We start from the raw sequence: 20,752 nt of genomic DNA on the forward strand, positions 1-20,752 counted from the left end.
CCAAGTGGCAGATTTGCCATAAATATCGCCCTGTAGTTCCCCTCGCCTACGAAAAATCCTTGAGGAAAGACAGTCCCCCCAGGTGCTCCAAAGTCAGGCACCCACCAACGTTTTAGCTTCTAATAAATGCCATAACAAACTCTTTTGAACATGCATTCTATTCTCCGCTTGCTGATAAATAATAGAGTGCTCCGACTCAATCAAATCCTCTTCAATCTCAAATCCAGGATGGATGGGCATATCGTGCATGATATAAGGAGAATAACCTCTTAAATTTTGCTTATTAATTTGAAATGGCATCATGGTGCGAATCCTTCTATTTTTCTCCTCCTGATAGTCGGTTTCATGAAAATGCTCCATATCAACCCAAGTGTCCGTATAAACAAAATCCGTGCTGCTAATAGCCTCAGCCATACTGCTCAAGGTTTCAACGCACCCACTTGCATAAGCCGTAAGCATCAGCTCCTCATCCCATGAAGCTTCATTCACTATCGGAGTTACTAAGAAAAGTTTAATGCCTAATGTCACACAACCTGCTACCAGGGAATTGGCAACATTATTATGGATCCCTACATAGGTTAAAGTTACGCCATCAAAGCTGCCCTTTACTTCGTAGATCGTCATCAAATCAGCTAATGCCTGACACGGGTGGTATTTATCACAGCATCCGTTAATGACAGGGACACTCGAATATTTAGCTAACTCCAGTAAATCAGCATGCTTCTTTAAGCGAGCCATGATAACGTCACAGTTTCTTGAGGCATAACGAACTTCATACTGAATGGGGGATAGGCTAAAATTACTCGAATCCCAATCCATGGTTACAGCGTAACCGCCCATTTGGTTTATGCCAGACTGGAAAGAAAGATTGGTTCGGGTCGAAGTTTTCTGAAAAAGCATGAATAGCCCTTTTCTTTCGCATGATTGGTAAAAATCCGTTGGATTGCGCTTGATCTCAATCCCCTTTTGAATGATGGCTAACAAAGCATTCTTATCGAGTTCTTTTAAAGACAATAAATGAGGAGTCACGCGATCACCGTCCTGTATATTAATACATAATAATGAATATAAATTCATTCTATTGTAGGAATAAACCGGTGTCAACGGTTGGATCATTGCAATCCTAATAAACCCCCGTCGTCGGTGATTGCAAATTGAATCAACATCCCGCAGTCTCAAAAATCACCGACTGATCTCCCTGCTTCATTTTAACCAAATAATAATGTTCTCCTAGCGGAGACCTCTGAATGTGCTCACCGGTAACTGTGCAGGTGCGCACCCAATCCGGAAGCTTGACGACAGTATTCGTCTCCCGGTCAGCAGTTAGCTCCGCTCGGAACATCCCTGTTCTAGTGTCCCACTGCAACGTGACTTTGCCCGTATGAAATCTCCAGTGGGACAATTTCCCTCGCTTCAATCTTCCGGGCAGTGCAGGCAGCAGCTTGATGATTCCCGGCGATACCTGCAGCAGCATCTCTTGAATAGCGTTCACCCAACCCAGATTGGCATCGAGCTGCACGGGCGCCGTGGGCATGTTCATCGACAGCCCCATCCCCCGCCAATCATTATGCAGTGTGAACAAGTTGGGCAGCAGGCTGGCTCTCGACATCATATCCAGGCAGTCCAGCGAGCTGTCACCTTCGCCAAACCGAGCATAAATCGCAGCCATGTGTGCAAACGACCAACCGGTTTGCGCCCCAATTTCACGTTTTCTCACTGCCGTCTCAAAAGCTTGAAACAGGGCGGAATCCGTCTCCCTAGTCACTTCGTGCCCTGGAAACACAGGATACAAATGTGACAAATGTCTGTGAGCATACCGGTCCTCAAAGTCTGTATGCACCCACTCGCTCACCGCTCCGTCACTGTTCACCCGATAGGCAGGCAGACGATCCAACATCTCCTGCCATTCCTCGACTTCCTGCCGGTGATCCCCAACCGCTTGAACCGCCTCTATCAAATGCCGCAACAATTCCTTCAAAATGGCGATATCCATCGTCGCATTTATCGCTGTAGGCATCGGATGCGCCAGCGGCTTGCCGTCCTTCGGCATGTAATTGAGGGGTGTATTTTCCGGTGATACAGATGGGTAGATCTTGTATTGGCCACTCTCGTCGAGGATAAGGAAATCTTTATAAAATTGTAGGGCTTCTCTCATGAACGGCAGCGCTCGCTTTTCCAGGAAGCCGGCTTCTTCCGTAAACTTTGCGTACTCAACATAATGTTGTGCCAACCATCCAGCCGCACCCGTCCAGTTTAAAATAACCGGAACGATCTGACTGGGTACACCGACGCCTGCTGTCGTGCCTGCTGGTATGTAGATTCCCCGGCAGCCGTACAGCTTGCTTGCATTATCGCGGAAATCCTCCATCAGCGACTCGTAATACCGGAATAGCGAAGGGGCCAGCTCGCTTAATCCACCGACATGCGCATGCCAATACATCATCTGGATGTTCTCGTTTGCCATGTTATGGCTCCAGACCAGACGATAGTCGCCTCCCCACAATCCATACAAACCGAAGGGCTCAGCCTCCTCCGCCGTTGAGGTGCCGCTAAGGAATAGATATCTGCCGTAAGCCCACATTTTCCGGATAAGGGTCTCAGAAGCTTCTCCTTCATAAGCATCCAGCAGCAACCGCTCGTTAGAGCGCGAGTCCGGCTCATCATCACCCAGAACAAGCTGCGCCGAGTAATAAAGCGGCCGATGCAGCGCGACATGCCGTTCCAGCAAGTGTTCGTAAACAGCGCCAACGTCCTTTTCCTCATCACGAAGCAGATCAGCAAGCTCCGACTTTAAACGAGGCCAGTCTTCCGCTCGCTTCCCATGTGTAAATACTTTAACCAGCACGAGCACTCGACTTGCTCCCATGAAACGGATTGCGCCCTCTGCTCCAGCGGATTGTCCGCCATCCGTTTGTCCACCTTCCTGCACAACCCTCAGCACAGCGCCAAAATCGGTTCCGTCATCGTTAGCTGCCGAGTACCACGCATAAGCTTCATCCGCCCCTGTTTCCACGGAGCGTTCCAGCTCCTTATACTCTGGCGTGTCCGCCCAGCGGTCGCTTGGATGAAGCTGCAAACCGATTTCGCCGGTTATGCCGCTCCCCCCTTCTCTGTCCATCGCATACACGATGCAATTATCGGCACGGGAAACGAACAGCGTCCGCTTATACCGGCAGTCCCCATCCTTCCAAGCCACCGTTATTTCGCCGCTATCCATATCAAGCGTGCGGCTGTACCCGCGAAAAGCCTGCTTGCTGGGCATCGTCAGACGGATGGCTGCCAGTGGAAATCGGGAGGCCAGCTTCGTCCCGTACCCCTGCTCCTTCAGGGCATTCGCCAGCTGCCAACTCGCTTCCTGATAGCGCCCCTCATCCATCAACTTCCGCGTCCGCTCAAGCGTGAAGCTGACATCGGGAAGCTCATCTCGCTGTCCCCAATGCCACAACTTCGCATGGTTGAGCAGCACCGTTTCCTCCTGAACACCACCGAATACAGACGCGCCAAGCACACCGTTGCCGGCAGGCAGTGCCTCGCGCCACATATTCCGCCACCAGGAGGCCGGGTAGCTCATCGTCAGCTTATCTTCGTTAGCATTTCCCAGTTGATCCGGCATCTCATTCCTCACACGACTCGCGCAGCTGCTCCATCTCAAGTGTGGCAAGCAGCAGCGGAGCAACCCCCATCAACACATCGCTTACGATCGCTTCGCTTAAATAATACGCGTAAGAGCCGTCCCGGTATTTACGGCCGCCAAGGCCCGCACCATGACAGATCTGATGCAGGTGCACACCTTGCTCATCTTCCGTCACGAAACGCTGCAAAATACCTTCATAAGCTCGTTCTACCACGCTTCGGTCGATTTCCGCCAAATATTGCAACCTGATTCCCTTCGCAATTGCATAAGTCAGCATGCAGGAGCCCGACGACTCCAGATAGTTCCCCTGCTGGCCATTGCAATCCATGACCTGGTACCAAACGCCGCTTTCTTGATCCTGCGCTCGTACAACGCTATTTACCATCCTTTCAAAAATACCCATGAGCTGCCCGCGTTTCGGGTGCCCAATTGGAAAATGCTCTAGCGCGTCCACCAGCGCCATGGCATACCAGCCCATTGCCCGTCCCCATACATGTCTCGATCGGCCTATTCCGTTAACGCACCATCGCTGCTCTTGGGTTTCGTCCCAGGCATGATGCAGCAAACCCGTCTGCGGATTGCGCGTATGCCGCTCGACCAGCAGCAACTGATGAGCTGCCTCGTCAAACCAGCTGTTGTCTTGGAAGGTGTGGGCATATTCAGCCATATAGGGCGAAGACATATACAAGCCGTCCAACCACATTTGATAGGGATATATTTTTTTATGCCAAAATCCACCTTCACTCGTGCGGGGTTGACCGACAAGCTGCGTAATCAGCAACCGCGCCGCAGCCTCATATTTCGCTTCGCCTGTTTCCCTCCATAAACGGAAAAGGTTTTTTCCTTTATTAATATGATCAAGGTTATAATCGTTAAGCTTGTAACCGCGTATCGAGCCATCTTCTTGAATAAACACATCCATATGCCGCTTGACGAAGTCATGATATTTGGCCTCGCCCGTCCAATCCCCCAGCTTATCAATGGCTGCAAGCGCCATTCCTGCGACATACCCCCATTGGTTGGCCATTTTCGGGTGGTAACCGTCTTGACTATGCGACAAAATCGCTTCGCCGACCTTGACGGACATTCGTTCGATTTTCGTATCCAGCATGGAAACCTTCATGGCTTATGCCCCCTCTCGCTTCATTTGTTATGGCGTGAATAACGGCAATACGGTAAAGTCCTCCGGGACATGAACCAAATACAAATTACCGTACCCGTTTTTATCGCTCGTAAATAACACACGTTTGCCTTTCGCATCAAAACGCGGATGGGCATGCACTTTCTGCGAATGAAAGCTGCAGCGCAACTCGCACAGCATGCGAGGTCCGTCGTAAACCCCGTCCTGTTTTCGCCAAATGCTCAGCGTCTTCACCGCACTTTTGCCGTCAACGATGGCTTGCCCCAAACCGTCTGCATAACCATGCCACGTATCAAAATGAAATTCCGTTTCTTCCAGCTCTGTATTGTTATACCGGATGCTGCCGAAGAAATTCGTTCCGTTCGCACGGAACCCGTGGTAGCCAATCGTTACGCCGTCGGGATAAAAAAATTCGTGCCCGATCTTCTCCTCCGGCTCAAGACGCTCACGAATTTTCCACGCTTTGCCGGTGCGCAAATCCAGTCCCCAAATGCGGTGATCAACCAAATGCCAAGGTCCCTCATGACAAAATGTCATCAGCCAAGGCTCTTTGGGAGACGCGTTGATATGCGTAATAAAACGATGTGCTTCATAAATGGTTTCCGCGCCACCATTCACTGCGTCAATGCGTATGATCATGCTGTGTGGAGCAGCTTCCATGAGTTCACGATGACCCACATAACCGTTGCCCAGGTCCAGTCGAATCCGGTGCGATAAGTCTTCTTGAACACAAGTACAGACATGCTGTCCATCGGCGCTGGCGCTTACATTACCGAGGTGATATCCCTGAGGCGCTTCATACACCACTTTTTCATCCAAATCTCCGAGTAAATCCAGGCGAATAATCCGTGTTCCTAGCTTAATGTATACAGCACTCCCATCCGGCAGCAAACAAGCATCGATATGATCATTTCCCGGGTAATTAGTCAGCTGCGTAATCTCCCCGCTCTCCACATGCATGCTGTACAAATTGGTGCTGTTGCCACGATCCGAGACGAAAATAAGACGCTGTTCCTCGTCATACCAACCGCTTTCCGTAAAATATAAATGATGGCTGTGTGACTTGTAATCCGTCAGTTGTATCACTTCAAGGCCAGTGAATCGATCCCTTGCCGATTTGCGTTCTGAGGGCCATATTGTTCCTTTTCCCATACGCTCTCCTCCTGATTATCCATTTCATTCAACCTGCAAGTTGACCTACAACCAAGGCTTTAATCCTTCCCATCTCACCTTCCAACTGCCATCCTGCGGAAAACCCGGGTTATTCAAGTTGGAGCCGCCTTCCCAGCCGGCAGCCATCATGGCAACAGCTGTCAATAAACCTCCGTTACCTGGCAAATACGCAGACAAACCAGGTCGCTGATAGTTATGGCCATTGGTTAAATACGTGTTTTTTGCAGCATCCATAAGCAGGAAGTCAACGGCCAGATCCGGTTCACCAAGTCTCGCTGCCGTCATGGCACACATTGGGAAATCCCAGCCCCAGGCGGAACCCCATTTCCATACCTCTTTCACCTTCAACAGGGTATTAAGCATCACTTCGCGGTCAATCATCGTGCCAGGTAAAATGCCAAGCGCACCGAGCATCGATGGATGATCATGATTCTTAGCTGTAAAGGTATCCGGACACAGCTCATGGGCCAAATACACCCCTTCAGCCTGCGGAGGATTGGCCATCATCCCGGCAACCTGCACCCACTTCGCATGAGGTGTTTCCTGCAAAAGCTCCGCCCAGCGAATCGCAATCTCCAGGCCATATTTCCAGTACTCAAGCTCGTACGGAGGATTTTTACTGCCTGCAAGCGAGTGGCACTCCTGCGCCGGGATTAATGGCGGGCCTAAATCGTAAACTTGCTTCGCTTCGTCCCAGTGAGCATAAGAGACCATGAAATCCGCCGATTCATAGACAATATCGCGGAATCGTTCCAGCAGCTCCCTTGTAGGCTGAGCTTTGTAACATAGCTCCGCAAGCGTCATCGGGTGCGGCTGCTGCCAGATCAACCCGGGCGCGACAGGCGAAGGGCACGGTTTTCCTTCAAAGTCGACCATCTTGGGCCATCGGGCGCCTTCATATCCTTGCGATTGAGCGAGTTCGCGAGCAACCGGTAAGATACGGCTGTACCAATCCATGCTTTTCAGCAGAATATTTTCCCGCCCCCACAATGGAAAATGCGCTCCATGCCACCAATGCATCTCCAAGTGGGACTTTCCGAACCAGCTGTTATACATAAGCCCCGTCTCTTGCGGCGGCAAGGAGCCGCCACTGTGCATAGCACACAAGAACTGGGACAGAACAACGCGTCTTTCAAGCTCGTAAGCTCTGGGATCCGAGCTGCCAGAGAAATCGATTGCCGCCCCGCCGAGCCAAAATGTCTCCCAGTGCAGCTTGCTTGCTGCAATCGTCTCTTCAAATGACGGCGCTGTATGTGCAGATTCCGGAGTAAAAGTTACAGAAAATTCAATCAAATCAACTTGTTTTGAAGGAGGGAGCAGTGTGAACTCATGCGCTCCTGTCCGTGTAAGGCTGCCGGCACTCCAAGCCCAGCGCACCTCGTATTTATCTTCATCCATCGTACGTTCCAACAGGGCTTCGTTGCCGCTGCCTTCGCGCAGTTCCGTCCTGTGCCTATCATCGTTATCCCAGTCAGGAAATACCGTCTTCGCCCAGCCTGTATTCGTCATATCGGGTGCCGGGAAACGCATGAACACCTGCAGTCGGCCTTGTGCAATTAAACCGGATTCCACTTGCACAGCAATCGCGTCAATGGAAGGATGACAAGCCGTGGTAACATGAACCGGGACGCCTTGAATGGCATACGCACTAGTCAACACGCCCGACCAGAGATTAAGCTGCTGGCTGATCGGCGCCACATCGGCCGCTTCTGCCACATCACCCGATTCCAGCAGAAAGCGAAAAGAAACTCGTCCTAATTGCAGACGATGCGGGTTCATCCTCAGCCAGTGATAAGCCTCCGCAGTACTACCGGGTTTCATGGGGTAGCCGACTAGTCTGCCATGCGTTTCGAACATTTGGTATTCAACATCCTGATCCGTAAATCGATTTCGTCCGCCCGTATAGTGCCAACCCCAATTGGACTGTGTGCCCAGCGGTACCTCATATTGATTCGGGAATGACTGTAATCCGGTGAGATCCGCACTAAAGGCGAATTCACCGTTCCCCACGGAAAATGGGGACAAAGGGTCCCATTTATTCAATTCGGGATTATGCCGTTGTATGATTTGCCGTCTGTCCATAGTACCTCCCAGGTTTGCTTATCCGATTCGACTGACGCCGCTTGTCTATTCCAGCATCGCGTCCGTACGTGTTCTCATCATATCCCGGTACTTACCCGGGGTTATATTCTTGAATTTGCGGAAGCTTCGAATGAAGCTGTTCTCATGCTGGTAGCCAACCATGATCGCAATGTCCGAAATCTTGTTTTCGGTCTTCAGCAGCAGGTCCGCCGCACGTTCCAAACGCAGACGCGTTAAATAGTTATAGATCGTTTCTCCCGTTTCTTGCTTGAAAATCTGACTCGCCAAGCTGCTGCTAATTCCAACGTCGTCAGCAATCTCCGGGATCCCGATGGTCTCGCTCAAATGCTGCTTCATATAATCAATCATGCGGTGGCATGTAATAAAATCCTTGCTTTGAACGAGTTTATGGAACCGCTGAACCAACGGCTGAACCCGCTTACAGAGATCCTCTTGAATATCCCCTAGATGAAAAGTATCGTATCTCTCTAACGCGCTGCCCTCCGCACATTCGTCATCAGCCTGCCATAACTGCTCTATGCGTTCAAGCACGGCCCGTAAAAAGGTTATAGCCGCTGATGGATACCCATATTGGCTTCGAACATCGGAGATTAGACGTTCAACTGCTTCCAGCGATCCGGTCTCGTCCCCCGATTCAATCAATTGCGAAAGCTCTTCCAGCTTTCCTTCATCCACGACCGTCTCCCTGACTTCATGTCCTGATACTTCATGAAACGGAATAACTTGCCCATATCCTTGATAAAGCCGATAATTCAGCGCATTCTCCGCTTCCAGCATCGCCTGACGCAGCCGGGCAACTTCCGTTTGAGGGGTGCTTACACCTACCGAAACGCTGAACTTGAGCAATCTGGAAACAACCTCAATCGCTTCCTCCAGCTTGCGCTCAAGCACGATCCCCGCTTCAAGTGGTTGCAGCAATATCGCCATCTTGTCTTTGCCAAAATCAGCGCAAACGACCCGCCATCTTTGCTCGAACAGCTCGGCGACAATGTTCGCCATGGCGAATTTCAGCAACGATTGATCGTCGCCCGTATACTTCCGCGACCAATCCTCATATCGGTCGATTGAAATGACCGCTACCGTAACAGGCTCTGATGACCATTCGCCAAAGTAACGATGCCACTTTTCCTCGATATCCCGCTTGCCGGTCAAGTTCCCCGTATACATATCGTAAAGCAGCTTGGATGACGCCTCCGACATTGTCTCTCTTACGAGCTGAGACAGATGGGCATGGTTGCTAAGCAGTTCACCGGCCAGCTTCTCCAAATCGATGCCTTCAGGATTCATGGACTTGCGGTCGTAGCTGCTAAACAGCTGCATCAACCTGCGGACCGGTCGGAAAGCAGCGGCATTGATATAGAAAATCGTCGCGCATCCAAGCGCCAGTGCAGCCACGGAAACGGTCAATACAACATTGCGCACCTTCTTGGACTTGGCCAGCAAACTGTCCTGCACGACAATGGACACGTATTTCCAGCCCGTTACTGGCGAAACAAGCTGATTAACCAGCAGTTTGCGGTTCTGATGAGTAATGTCACTGCTGCCATCTTCCCGCAGTTGGGCCAGTGCCTGCCGAATCGACTCCTGATCGAAATCATAGTTGGAGACCGCGTACAGGATCTCTTCATGCTCGTCGATGATGTAGCGCATCCGATTTAAATTATTGAGGACGGGAGGATTCAGCTTAGCAAACAATTCCTCATCCTTGAGATTGACAGTGACAATCCCCTTAAACTGTCCTTGAATCATAATTTTGCGAAACAGCGTAACTTCGGAGCCTTTTCTACCCGCGCCTTCCGGCACCTGACGTTTTTTGATAACCGTCATTCCGTCACCGAACTCGTCCACCACGTTAATCCAATCCGAATCGTCAAAGTTCAGTTTGCTTGAGCTGTAGCCCTGCGGAATCGCAATGAAGCTCCCTTTTGTCATGTCATACACATAGATGCTCTTGATATATTTCGAATTGCCTATTAGGGTTGACAACAATTGATAAATGTCCGATATGTTGCCGTACGAATTCTGCACCTCACTGGTCAGAAACTTATAAATATTGGCGTTCAAAGCAATCTGAATAGCGGCTTTATCACTCTCTTTGATAGCGTCATCAATGACGTTCATATTCAATTGAAGCATCTGGCGCTGTGGCTCGCTGAGTTCTTCCTGCAGGACAGACTTTGACGTATAGTAGGATGTCAGGCTGACAGCAAGAATAATTAGAAACACCGAAATGGTTAAAATGAGGACAAACCGGGTTTGCGTATGGGCTAAATTGTATTTCAGCCACTTCTTCAAGGATTGCGTCACGTTAGGGTTCCCACCTTATTAGGAGATCTTACTATTATAGCGCGATCTGTTCCCTCGCGACACGATCCTTTCCGGCGGTTGCCTCTCATTCTCACTCTGGAACACCTCAGCTTTTCATACCTAAGCTGTTCATCATGGCGTTCGTTTCGATGCCAGCCAAAAGCACAATGCCAATCCCGTGTGTGTCATTCAGGTTCCAGCCAAGCTCATGCTTATAATACGCATTCGAGTAGGACCAGCTAGAGCCTTTGCATACGCCGTACAAGTTCCCGTGCTTATCAATGACACGAGCGCACAAGCCATTCCAGCCGGACATCACTGCTCGAGTGAACGCTTGAGGCTCCAGCAACCAACCGTGCCGCACACCGAGTGCAAAGCCGTACATGAACATAGAGGTACACGATGCTTCCTCGTACGACTCAGGATCTGTCAGTACCTGATGCCACAAGCCGTTTTTGCCCTGCAGCCGGAGATACCCTTCCGCCAACTCCCGATAAAAACGGAGAATCTCCTTGTAGCTGGAGTGCCCTTTCGGCAGCGCTTGCAAGAGCACGGAGAGCGAGAAAAAGACCCAGCCGTTCCCCCGTCCCCAAGTCGTCAATGACGGCTTGCCGCTGCTTACGTCATACACATGAGACATGATTTGCTGCTCAGGCATGTATAAATACTTTTTATATAACAGCAGTTGGCGGGAAGCTTCCTCTACATATCGCAAATCCCCGGATAGCTCGCTATAACGGCATAGGAACGGCACACTCATATACATATCATCGCACCACATCGTATTATGCATGCTTGGAGATACGCCGATACGACGGTAAAGTGTTCCGTCTTCCAGACGGTCCTGTACATTCATGATGTAATGGGCGATGTCATCTGAAACCGCACGCGCTCCCTTCACCTGCCGTAACCTGTTCGCTAGAATGGCGAGCGCTCCAAAGGACCCACAGTCGTCCAGGCTATCAATATGCGATAACTGATTATTTAATCCTGCTGCTCCAAATTGTTTCCGGTCCCAAAGGGAGTACGCATAGGTTGACGTTGCAAATTCCACGTGGCGAGTTACGTAATCCGTCATGTCGCTGCGCGCTAGCAAACGGCTTGTCTCAAGCAGCCCGAATAAGGTTACGCCAAGCGGATAGTTCCAACGGCCGAAGAGCTCGTTCTCCAGAAAGGGTCTAACGAAAGCTTCAGGCTCATTCGTCATCCAGAATACCTCACCTGAAGAACCGGCAGCAATCGTATCCATCTTCAAATAGTCATTGGCTCGCAGCTCGGCGTCAGCAGCGAATGGCCCCAGATGCAGCCACTTTCCTGCATAGCCATGGACTTTAACCGGCGAGTTCAACACGACATTGGACAAGTCCCCAAACAGCTGAAACCCCCAACTCTCCTCAGTGCAAGTGCTGTATGCCACGAGGCTTCCACTTCGCCGGCACGCTTCTAAATTAAAACTGAACGAACCTGCCCCGGCAGCTTCATAAACTTTATGTCCATTCCAAATGAAGGTTACAGGGCCATAAGCGACCCCCGACACGGTTACAGGACCGGTCATCGCCGGGTCAACTCGGACGGACGTCCATGAGATCGCCTTCAAACCCGGGGATAGACCATAGAGTTGTTCCAACCGGCCTTGCCAGTCACTGCTGTCTGCACGCTTTGGCAGCCAAGACACCGCACTTGCTACCTGTTCCCTCATCGTCGCAGCTGGCATTTGTGTAAGCGGACTATCCATCGGAGACGTATAGATCCAGCCCTCTTCCCCTTCACGCTCTAGTGAAGGTGCAAGAAAGGTATAGGGCTTATTCTTGCGATTGCCAGAGCCAAATTCCGCTCCGCATCGCCCATCCGCACGTTTGCCAAGCTCCATAACAAAATGGTTCCAGCCCCGCACCAGCGCAATCTTCAGCTTCAGCGGTGGCGTCCCTTCCGCTTCCTCCTCAGGGGCAGAGCCAAAGCGCTGCTCCCCATTGTGGTACAATCGGACAGGCCCGAGACAGCGAAGAAGAAAGATAAACTCTTGCGGCTCTTCGATCCACAGTTTCGCCCAGGCATATACCCGCTGTCCCGTATGCATCTCCGGAAAAATACGTTCAATCGGAAACGAATATGTGTGATTTTCCAACTTGCGGATTTCACTAGCGCGTGTCACTCTGTACACTGGACCGTGGGGGGGATGCTCGCCGATGTAACGCTGGGCCATTACGGTCAGAACATGGGGAATGTAGGTACCGTCCGTTTGGGCGGCCATACTTTCCTCTGAATCTATATAGCGGGTTAACGATGTCGTCATTGTCCTGCCACTCCTTTCCCGCTTAAACTGAGAGCCTTCTCAGAGAATCCTCCGCTAAGCACTTCCTCAATGGTAACCGGTCGGTGTTCCTTCACAGAGCGCCATACCGCTTCCCCAGTCGCCACGGAGAATGCGCCATCCACAGCTCCGGATAGAATCCGATAAGGCCTCCGGAGATCTTCGCCCATAAATAAATCCTCCAGCAATAACGGATCTCCGCCTCCATGCCCGCCTTCTCGGTGCACGACATGGATCGTTTCCTTAGAGCCAAATAACGGGTAATAATCGATGGTCTGCACCGGCGTCGGAAAAGGGGTGCGGCTCGGCATATGGTACTCCACCGATTCAAGTCTCCCCTTCGTACCGTTAATGGCCAATCGATATCCCTCGTATGGCAGGGAGAAGTTAACTGAATAACTGAGGAGTGCGCCACCGTTATATTTGACCGTTGCTGCATAGGTATCCTCAATATCAATTTGGGAATCGAAGATACATTGATCAGGCCGATAGTCCGAGTAAGGAAACTTGCTTTTCACTGCACCCAGCGAACCGAGATGATCGTCCTGCACTTGAATAGTTTTGCTCCGTGTGTTCCAACGTGAGTAATAATCACATTCGTTCGTTAGCTCACAGGTCGTACAGAAACGGCCATCCTCCTTCTTGGGGTTCGCTTCCCCTTCAGCTCCATAATAATTCAAGGCGCCATATGCGAACACTTCGACAGGCTGCTGTCCAATCCACCAGTTCACCAGATCGAAATGATGCGTGCATTTATGGATAGATAACCCTCCGGACAGCTCCCTAACCCGATTCCAACGTTTAAAATAACTTGAACCATGGTAGGTGTCGAGATACCAATTCAAGTCAATCGAAGTAATCCTGCCTAACTTGCCTTCCAGGAGCATTTCCTTAATTTTCGTATGAATAGGGGCATATCGGTAATTGAAAGTAACGGTGACCGTCCCTTTACTTGCTGACTCCGCCTCCATCACGCGCCTTGCGTCCTCTCCTGTTGTCACCATCGGCTTCTCCGTGATCACGTCTAAATCATGCTCAAGGGCCGCTATGATATATTTCGCATGTGTATCGTCACGCCCAGCGACAATGATGACGTCCGGGCGCGTCTCTTTAACCATTCGGTCAAATTCATGCTCGCCGTATGTACGGATCTCCTGCTGCTCCGGGAATCTCGTCCGAAATAGCTCGAAGCGAGCTTGGTCGCGATCCAACAAGCCGACGAGCTCGCTTCTAGCGGAGAATGTCGACGTAATGGGCTTGGCGAACATTCCCAGCGCTCGACCGCTTACCCCGCAGATGGCATATCGCTTTTTCATGAGTTGCATTCCCCTTCCATGCCTGCTGTTATTTATCTTCTCAGCACGTTTGTGCCCGCAAGAAGCGAAACCGCCTCTGCGGGCGCACCATACGCCGGATACGTTGTTACTTCTTCACCTTTGCGTACCATTCTTGGGCGCGCTGCGTGACCTTGTCGCCTCCCGATTTGTTCCAACGGTCCACAAACTCATCGAATTTCGCCATCGGCCACTCACCGATCACGATTTTGGTCAAATATTCTTGGAAAAGCTTATGCGATTGAATATCCGGGAAACCCTCGTATACCGTGTTCGGCAGTCCGTCTCCTGCGATTCGGCGGGCATCCGCTGTGTTGACGGTGAAAATATCTTGCACCATTTTCTGCATGTTCTCTGGAATTGTTTCCTTGATGCGAATATCCATATCCTCTTTGGTTGTCAGGTTACGCATACCGAGAGCAAGCGGTCGGCTGTCCTCCGGTGGAAGCAGGACCTTTTTGCCATTCACGACTTGATGCTGAAGTCCTTCAATCCCAAACCGGATGAACTCATCGTTGCTTGTATCATAGAAGAAGTCGAGCAGTTTCAGGGATGCTTCGGCTTTATTTTTTGCTGCTGCAGGAATGATCCATTCCGGCTCACCCATCGTTTTCATCGTTACAAAACCTTGGAAACCATCTACTTTAGGCATCGGCATGCCAACGATATAAGCATCAGGCGCCCCCTTCAGCATCGCTGTATAGCGATCGCGCACACTCGCCGGGAGATGGTACCAGCTGCCAACCAGATTATTGTTGATTTTGGCCTGCCATACGTCGCCTTTGTTAAGGAACGTCTCGTTATCGAGCAGCTTCTCTGCATACAACTCCCGGATATAACCGATGGCCGCCTTCATGTTAGGGGTAACGCCCGCATACTGAATTTTGCCGTCATACAGGTCCCACTCCGGACTTCCTTCCCACATGGCGACACCGTACATGCCAAACAGGTGATCCATCCATTTGCCGAATTCCCGCCCCGAGGTCGGCAGCTCGTCTTTTAATCCGTTGCCGTTCGGATCTTTATCCCGAAATGCTTTCAGCACTTCCTTATAGTCAGCTGCTGTCTTCGGCATAGGCAGTCCGACCTTATCCAGCCAATCCTTCCGAATCATCGGTGCACGCTCGGGAACGAGAAACACCTTTGGCACATAATAAATATGGCCATCGGGCGAGGCCGAACGAACGACGTCCCATGCCTCCTTGGGAATGTTCTTCCATACATTAGGTGCGTACTTCGGAAGAAGATCTTCCAACGGCAGCGCTCCGCCTTGTTTGATCAACGTCTGCTCGATGCCGCCAATCGGACGTAAGATGTCAGGCAAATCGTTCGAAGCAATCATCAGATTGAGGAACTCTGTTGGTTCTGAGCCCGGAGGTGTAGTCGTCAGTTGATATTCAACGCCTGTTTTCTCCGCTACATATTTGACGTGCGCGTTATTCGCATCCGGAATGGTGCCAACGCCCATATGGCTTTTGAACACCTTCACCTGTACAAGCTTGTCGTTCTGAGCCCCGCCTTCCGCGACTGGGGTTTTGTCACCAGTTTGCGCACAACCCGCAAGGACTGTAACAGCAAGCAGCGAAACCGCTGCCGTAATCGCTCCCTTTTTACCGAATAAACGTTTCTTCATGCATGTATCCTCCCTTTTTTAAGCACATCATATATGAAGCCAGTCGTATTGCGGCTTTTATATCGGTTCTGTTTACTCCTTCAGCGAGCCTAGCATGGAACCCTTTACAAAGTACTTCTGCAAGTACGGGTATACTAAAATAATCGGCACCGTTGCGAACAGTATTGTTGCCGCTTTCAATGTTGTCGTATTGAAATCATAATCACCAAGGAACAGATTCACAGCAGTAAGCTCCTCCGGTGACTGCAAGTAAGCGCGAAGCTTCATTTGCAACGGCCATTTGTTGGGATCACGGATGAACAGCACGGCCCTCTGGAAAGTATTCCAATACCCAACGGCATAAAACAAACTGACCGTCGCGAGCACCGGCTTGGATAAAGGCAAATAGATTCGGAACAAAATGCCTGCATCGGTGCAGCCGTCCATTCGTGCTGAATCATCGAGCTCCGCCGGGATCCCCATAAAAAACGTTCGTATAATAATCATGTTAAACGTTCCAATTAACCCTGGCAAAATAAGCGACCATAGGGAGTTCATCATGCCCAGCTCCCGAACCGTCAGGAAAAATGGGATCATCGGCGCATTAAAAATCATCGTAATGATCACAGCCAGCATGAACGGCTTGCGAATGAGAAATTCCTTGCGGGACAACGGAAACGCTGTCAATACAGAGAACAGCATGCTCAGCAGCGTCCCGACAACTGTTATGTATAGCGTTACGCCGAATGCGCTCCATAATCCCTTATTTTGCAGGATATGTCCCCACGATGCCCAGGTAAATTCTACCGGCAGTAAGAATACCGTCTTCGAGTCAGCCGCGATGGGTGAACTGAGCGACACCGCCAAGAGATGGACAAGCGGCATCAACATCGTGCCTGCAGCTGCGGCTAGGAACAAATAGTTGACTACTTGGAAAACCTTTTCTCCATACGTCTGTTTCATTACCACAACCCCTGTTCTGTCTTTCTGGCCATTCGGTTAAAGATCCACAGCAGCGCGAAACCAATGACGGACTGGAATAATCCAATAGCTGTCGTAACACTGTACTGGCCCTGCAAAACCCCTGCCCGGTACACGTACGTCTCAATAATATCACCCACGGAATACGTCATAGGCGTCAACAGGTTATAAATCTGGTCAAAACCGAGCTCAAGGAAATTGCCGATGTTCAATAGGAATAGCACCAGAATCGTAGGAAACAGGATCGGGAGTGTAATATGAAGCGTCTGCTTCCAACGATTCGCCCCGTCCATCACAGCCGCCTCATACAAGTTCGGATTGATACCGGTAATTGCGGCAAGGTAGATAATTGTGCCCCATCCGACTTCCTTCCAAATGCCTGACAAGACGACAATGGTACGAAAATAACTCTGCTGCTGCATAAACAAGATCGGCTCGAGACCGAACCATCCCCGGACCATGTTTGCCACGCCTTGTGTGGACAATAGTTCAAAGACGATGCCTCCGACAACGACCCACGATAAGAAGTGCGGAAGATAGAACATGCTCTGTACGACTCTTTTAACCAGCATCAGCCTCACCTCATTAAACAGCAGCGCTAGAATAATAGGTGCAGGAAATCCGAACACGAGGTGATACGTGGCGATCGTCGCCGTGTTTCTTAAAACATGATAGAAATCTTGATACGTGAAGATGAATTTGAAATTATCCAATCCTACCCAAGAGCTTCCCAGCATGCCTTTGAAAATTTGATAGTTCTGAAAGGCGATGACACTCCCCATGAGCGGCACGTATTTAAAAATAAGGTAATACACGAGCCCGGGGATGATCATGAGATAAAGCATCCAATGCTTTCGCATATTAAGGAGATATCGATTTTGCGCTAACCTCGCATGCTTCACATCGCTGTGTGTGATTCCGGGCTTAGCCTCCGTATACAACTTTGCCACTGTTGCAAGCCTCCTTCACGTCTAGTACCGCAATCTTACCCGCTAGGGAGATGCCATGACAATCGTTCAATCCTCTATGGGATGAACCGATCCGCGATTTTCACATTTTTCCAGGATTTGAGAGTGGGAACAAGAAAGTGTTAATGCAAAAATGTCTCAATTCGAGGAATTGTGCATGCTTTGGAGCATCGGTTCATTGCCAACGAATCCTGCTAAAACGAGAAAAAGGGCCTATTTCGGTGAAATAGTGCCTGGGGAGGAAGGGACCGTTGGAGGAGTTAACTTCTCCTCCGTCGCTTAGCTTGTTAAGAGCCAGGTAGGAGCGAATTTTTGGGGTGGAGAACACCCAGCGCCGCTACAAATTCAGTTACTGAGACAATTGGCGGAGGGGGTAACCTCATACTAGCGTTAAGTTGGTCAACGATGCGCCATTGAGGAACTACAGGCCACTATTCTAGCAAATTCAGCCCGTTTCCGCTTTCAGCGGAACTACAGGGCGTTATTTGATCACCGAATCCCGTTTTCTTTAAGGAAAACGGACAAATAACGGCCCAAAGTTCCCCTCCGAGCGAAAATGGGCCTATTTCGATGAAATAGCACCCTGTAGTTCCCCTCCAGGGAGGAATCGCCCGAGTGGTAGCAGCAAGTATCATGGGCCGGTGTGCAGGGAAGCTTCACTTACCCCAGAACTATGAATAAAGCCGCCGGATGATTCCGGCAGCTTTTGTTTTTGGGTATACGTCTATTCTAGTTTCCTATCACCTTGTCATCTTTACTTATACAAATTAATTCTTCTGAGAATCTTATACATATCATCATAAATGATAATGTTACCTTTTGGATCGATGATAAATCGTTGCGGGGCAAGACCAAGCACAATTCGTTTGGGCTCAATTTTATCCTCTTCTTCTTCAGGATGAACAAAAACATTTGGATTGGGTGTAGGATCAAACGTATTGGTCTTGAAATTATAAAGACCCTTATGATATTCGGCCTTGTCTAAATCAGCATATTCTTCAAGTTTCCCTTTCACATCAACACGGTAGAATTGCTTTCCCCCCATTAAGTAGAAATTGCCTTCGTGCGCTATTGCAGATTTAATATCACCTACGTTAAGGGTTGCAACTACGCTCGCACCTACACCAGGAGTTACCAATTGAATCGTTTTGTTGTCCTGATCAAGTACGTACAAATGACCTTTATCCATGAGTGAAGTTAAGTGGTGCGTACGTATACTATCAATATTGGTATGAGTTGATAGAGCCTCTCCTTCATGTGCCGTATAGATACTACCTTTGAAAGAGTTGCTGATATAATAGGTTTGCCCATCATCGGACGGCTGTATGAAGTCAAATTTACTTTTCAAGTCGCTAGATCTATCGTAGGCAATTAGTTTCACGCTAGGATAAACTTGATAAAATACCGTCAATTCTTGATTAAAGTCGTTTCCCATGACAAAGATTTTATCCGAATTGCGATCATAATATAAAGAGTTCGGGATGAATTGATCGTAATTAAAATCCCTCATGATTCCATTAGGGTCCTTATAATCAAAATTAAATTCTTTTTTACTGAAGGATACCAAGAATTGTATTTCTAATTCTTCGCCTTTATTTAAGCTCATTTTCTGAATGTTAAAACTTTGTGGAGAGCTTTCACCTAAAAGGTACAAATTGTTTTGGCCATCCGTAGTCATAACTACGCCTTCAGCGTAAGGGGCTCTAAATGCATACTTAGTACGATCAGTGAACTGAGGAATTCTTGTGATGGTTATGTTCGTCAAATTATCAACTGTCGGCTTTTCCAAACGCTCTGCAGCTGGCGCTACGTTATCTGGGATTGTTAATACCGCGGGTACGTTTACAATGCTAATCTCATGTGTTTGATCGTCGAAAGAAACGGACTGATGGAAATTTTCCGCGATAAACCGAATTGGCACTAATGTCGTATCATTTTCTATTACAGGCGGTTGTTCCAAATTAAGTGCAGTGTCATTAACTTTTGCTGATGTACTTCCGATTTTCATGGTAATGTGCTGTGAAGCAAACGTTAATTGCACACTTTGCGTGTTCCCATCCCATATGACCTCGGCGCCCAGAGCCTCCGTTACAAATCTCAGCGGAACCATCGTCGTGTTATTCACCAAATGAGGAGCCATTCCAAGTAAAACCGACTTGCCGTTAACTGAAGCTTGGATGTCATCTAATTTAAGCTTAATGACGGTTTTGTCATTCGCTACTGAAGCGAAAGTCGTATATGTGCCATAGTTCAAAGCGCATAAGGAAATAAAAGCAATCAAGATCATTGTTCGCAAGCAGATCCCAAGCATGTTGTTCTTCCCCCAAATTCCACTATCCAGTAAATTACCATTATTATCTATTGAATCTAGTTAAAAGACAATAGATTTACAAAGTCTTTTAATCCGTTAGTTTCTGTTTCTCCAGATACTTCAAATAAAATATAACTCCCGCTCTGTCTACACTGGAAAATTGATGGGGATCGTCCTTCATTTGTTGTCTTAATTCATCTACGGCAATCCATCTTGGGTTCTTAGTTTCATCACCTGATTGCACTAACTCCCCTTGCACTTTACAACGGAAGTAGACTCCAACCGAATCAAAGGGCCCGTTAAGGGTCTGATAAGCCCCGAAGGGTTTTAGACACTCCACTTCAAAACTCGGATCGATACCAACTGTATCAATTTTTGTATCTTCACCTTCAATTTCTACAATATCAAGGCCAGTCTCTTCCTTTACTTCTCTAATAAGTGCTGTTAGTAACGATTCGTATTGCTCTATTCTCCCGCCAGGTAGTTCAATCCTTTGAGGTTCACCAGGTTTATTTCGTGTCTGAACTACAATTTCGATTGTTCCATCTTGTATTCTTTCAATGATCGCACGAGAATTAACTAAGAACATACGCCATCACAGCACCTTTCTTATCTTTTTCTTCCATACTAATTTCTAGGTTTCCCTCATAATCCCTTTACCTCACAGATGACCTTTGACAGCCTGATTTTTATGGATCTGCATCCATTAACAGGAAAAACTCCCGTTATTCAAAGCATTTCACAGTTAAATGTACAAATAACTGGAAAAAACGCCGTTAATTCACCCCAACACCCCTGCTTCCAAGCTCAGTCGCCCCCATTAACTGGAGAAATGCCATCTATTCATGCTATAGCCTGATTACGCCACTAAAATTGC

General features: G+C 49.0%; 13 protein-coding genes. All 13 read right to left on the minus strand.

From position 1 onward, the window contains the following. Positions 1-93: 93 nt before the first annotated feature. A complete protein-coding gene (locus RQP52_RS12075; RefSeq protein ID WP_315951729.1) occupies positions 94-1,077 on the minus strand; it encodes an ornithine carbamoyltransferase in 984 nt (327 codons plus the stop codon). An 82-nt stretch (positions 1,078-1,159) separates the two neighbouring features. Beyond that, a complete protein-coding gene (locus RQP52_RS12080) occupies positions 1,160-3,613 on the minus strand; it encodes a glycosyl hydrolase family 95 catalytic domain-containing protein (RefSeq protein ID WP_315951730.1) in 2,454 nt (817 codons plus the stop codon). 1 nt (position 3,614) lies between these two features. Further along, positions 3,615-4,757: a glycoside hydrolase family 88/105 protein gene (locus RQP52_RS12085; RefSeq protein WP_315951732.1), complete on the minus strand. Its 1,143-nt coding sequence runs from the start codon at positions 4,755-4,757 to the stop codon at positions 3,615-3,617. 27 nt (positions 4,758-4,784) lie between these two features. Then, positions 4,785-5,927, minus strand: a complete 1,143-nt coding sequence (locus RQP52_RS12090) for an oligogalacturonate lyase family protein (RefSeq protein ID WP_315951733.1) — start codon at positions 5,925-5,927, stop codon at positions 4,785-4,787. Positions 5,928-5,972: 45 nt separating this feature from the next. Then, a complete protein-coding gene (locus RQP52_RS12095; RefSeq protein WP_315951735.1) occupies positions 5,973-8,030 on the minus strand; it encodes a glycoside hydrolase family 65 in 2,058 nt (685 codons plus the stop codon). 45 nt (positions 8,031-8,075) lie between these two features. Beyond that, positions 8,076-10,358, minus strand: a complete 2,283-nt coding sequence (locus RQP52_RS12100; RefSeq protein WP_315951737.1) for a helix-turn-helix domain-containing protein — start codon at positions 10,356-10,358, stop codon at positions 8,076-8,078. Between the two features lie 106 nt (positions 10,359-10,464). After that, entirely contained in the window at positions 10,465-12,651 is a 2,187-nt protein-coding gene (locus tag RQP52_RS12105) for a glycoside hydrolase family 88/105 protein (RefSeq protein WP_315951739.1), read from the minus strand. After that, positions 12,648-13,985, minus strand: a complete 1,338-nt coding sequence (locus tag RQP52_RS12110; protein WP_315951741.1) for a Gfo/Idh/MocA family protein — start codon at positions 13,983-13,985, stop codon at positions 12,648-12,650. The genes RQP52_RS12105 and RQP52_RS12110 overlap by 4 nt, the downstream gene beginning before the upstream one ends. Before the next feature lie 106 nt (positions 13,986-14,091). Further along, a complete protein-coding gene (locus tag RQP52_RS12115; protein ID WP_315951742.1) occupies positions 14,092-15,636 on the minus strand; it encodes an extracellular solute-binding protein in 1,545 nt (514 codons plus the stop codon). 72 nt (positions 15,637-15,708) lie between these two features. After that, positions 15,709-16,578: a carbohydrate ABC transporter permease gene (locus tag RQP52_RS12120; RefSeq protein ID WP_315951743.1), complete on the minus strand. Its 870-nt coding sequence runs from the start codon at positions 16,576-16,578 to the stop codon at positions 15,709-15,711. Further along, entirely contained in the window at positions 16,578-17,456 is an 879-nt protein-coding gene (locus RQP52_RS12125; RefSeq protein ID WP_315952234.1) for an ABC transporter permease, read from the minus strand. Before RQP52_RS12125 ends, RQP52_RS12120 begins: the two co-directional genes overlap by 1 nt. Positions 17,457-18,318: 862 nt before the next feature. Continuing rightward, complete coding sequence (locus RQP52_RS12130; RefSeq protein WP_315951744.1) at positions 18,319-19,845, minus strand: copper amine oxidase N-terminal domain-containing protein; 1,527 nt, start codon at positions 19,843-19,845, stop codon at positions 18,319-18,321. A gap of 118 nt (positions 19,846-19,963) precedes the next feature. After that, a complete protein-coding gene (locus tag RQP52_RS12135; RefSeq protein WP_315951745.1) occupies positions 19,964-20,464 on the minus strand; it encodes an NUDIX hydrolase in 501 nt (166 codons plus the stop codon). Between the last annotated feature and the right edge of the window lie 288 nt (positions 20,465-20,752).

It is taken from the genome of Paenibacillus violae, from assembly GCF_032461945.1.
In the GTDB taxonomy this organism is placed as follows: domain Bacteria; phylum Bacillota; class Bacilli; order Paenibacillales; family NBRC-103111; genus Paenibacillus_E; species Paenibacillus_E violae.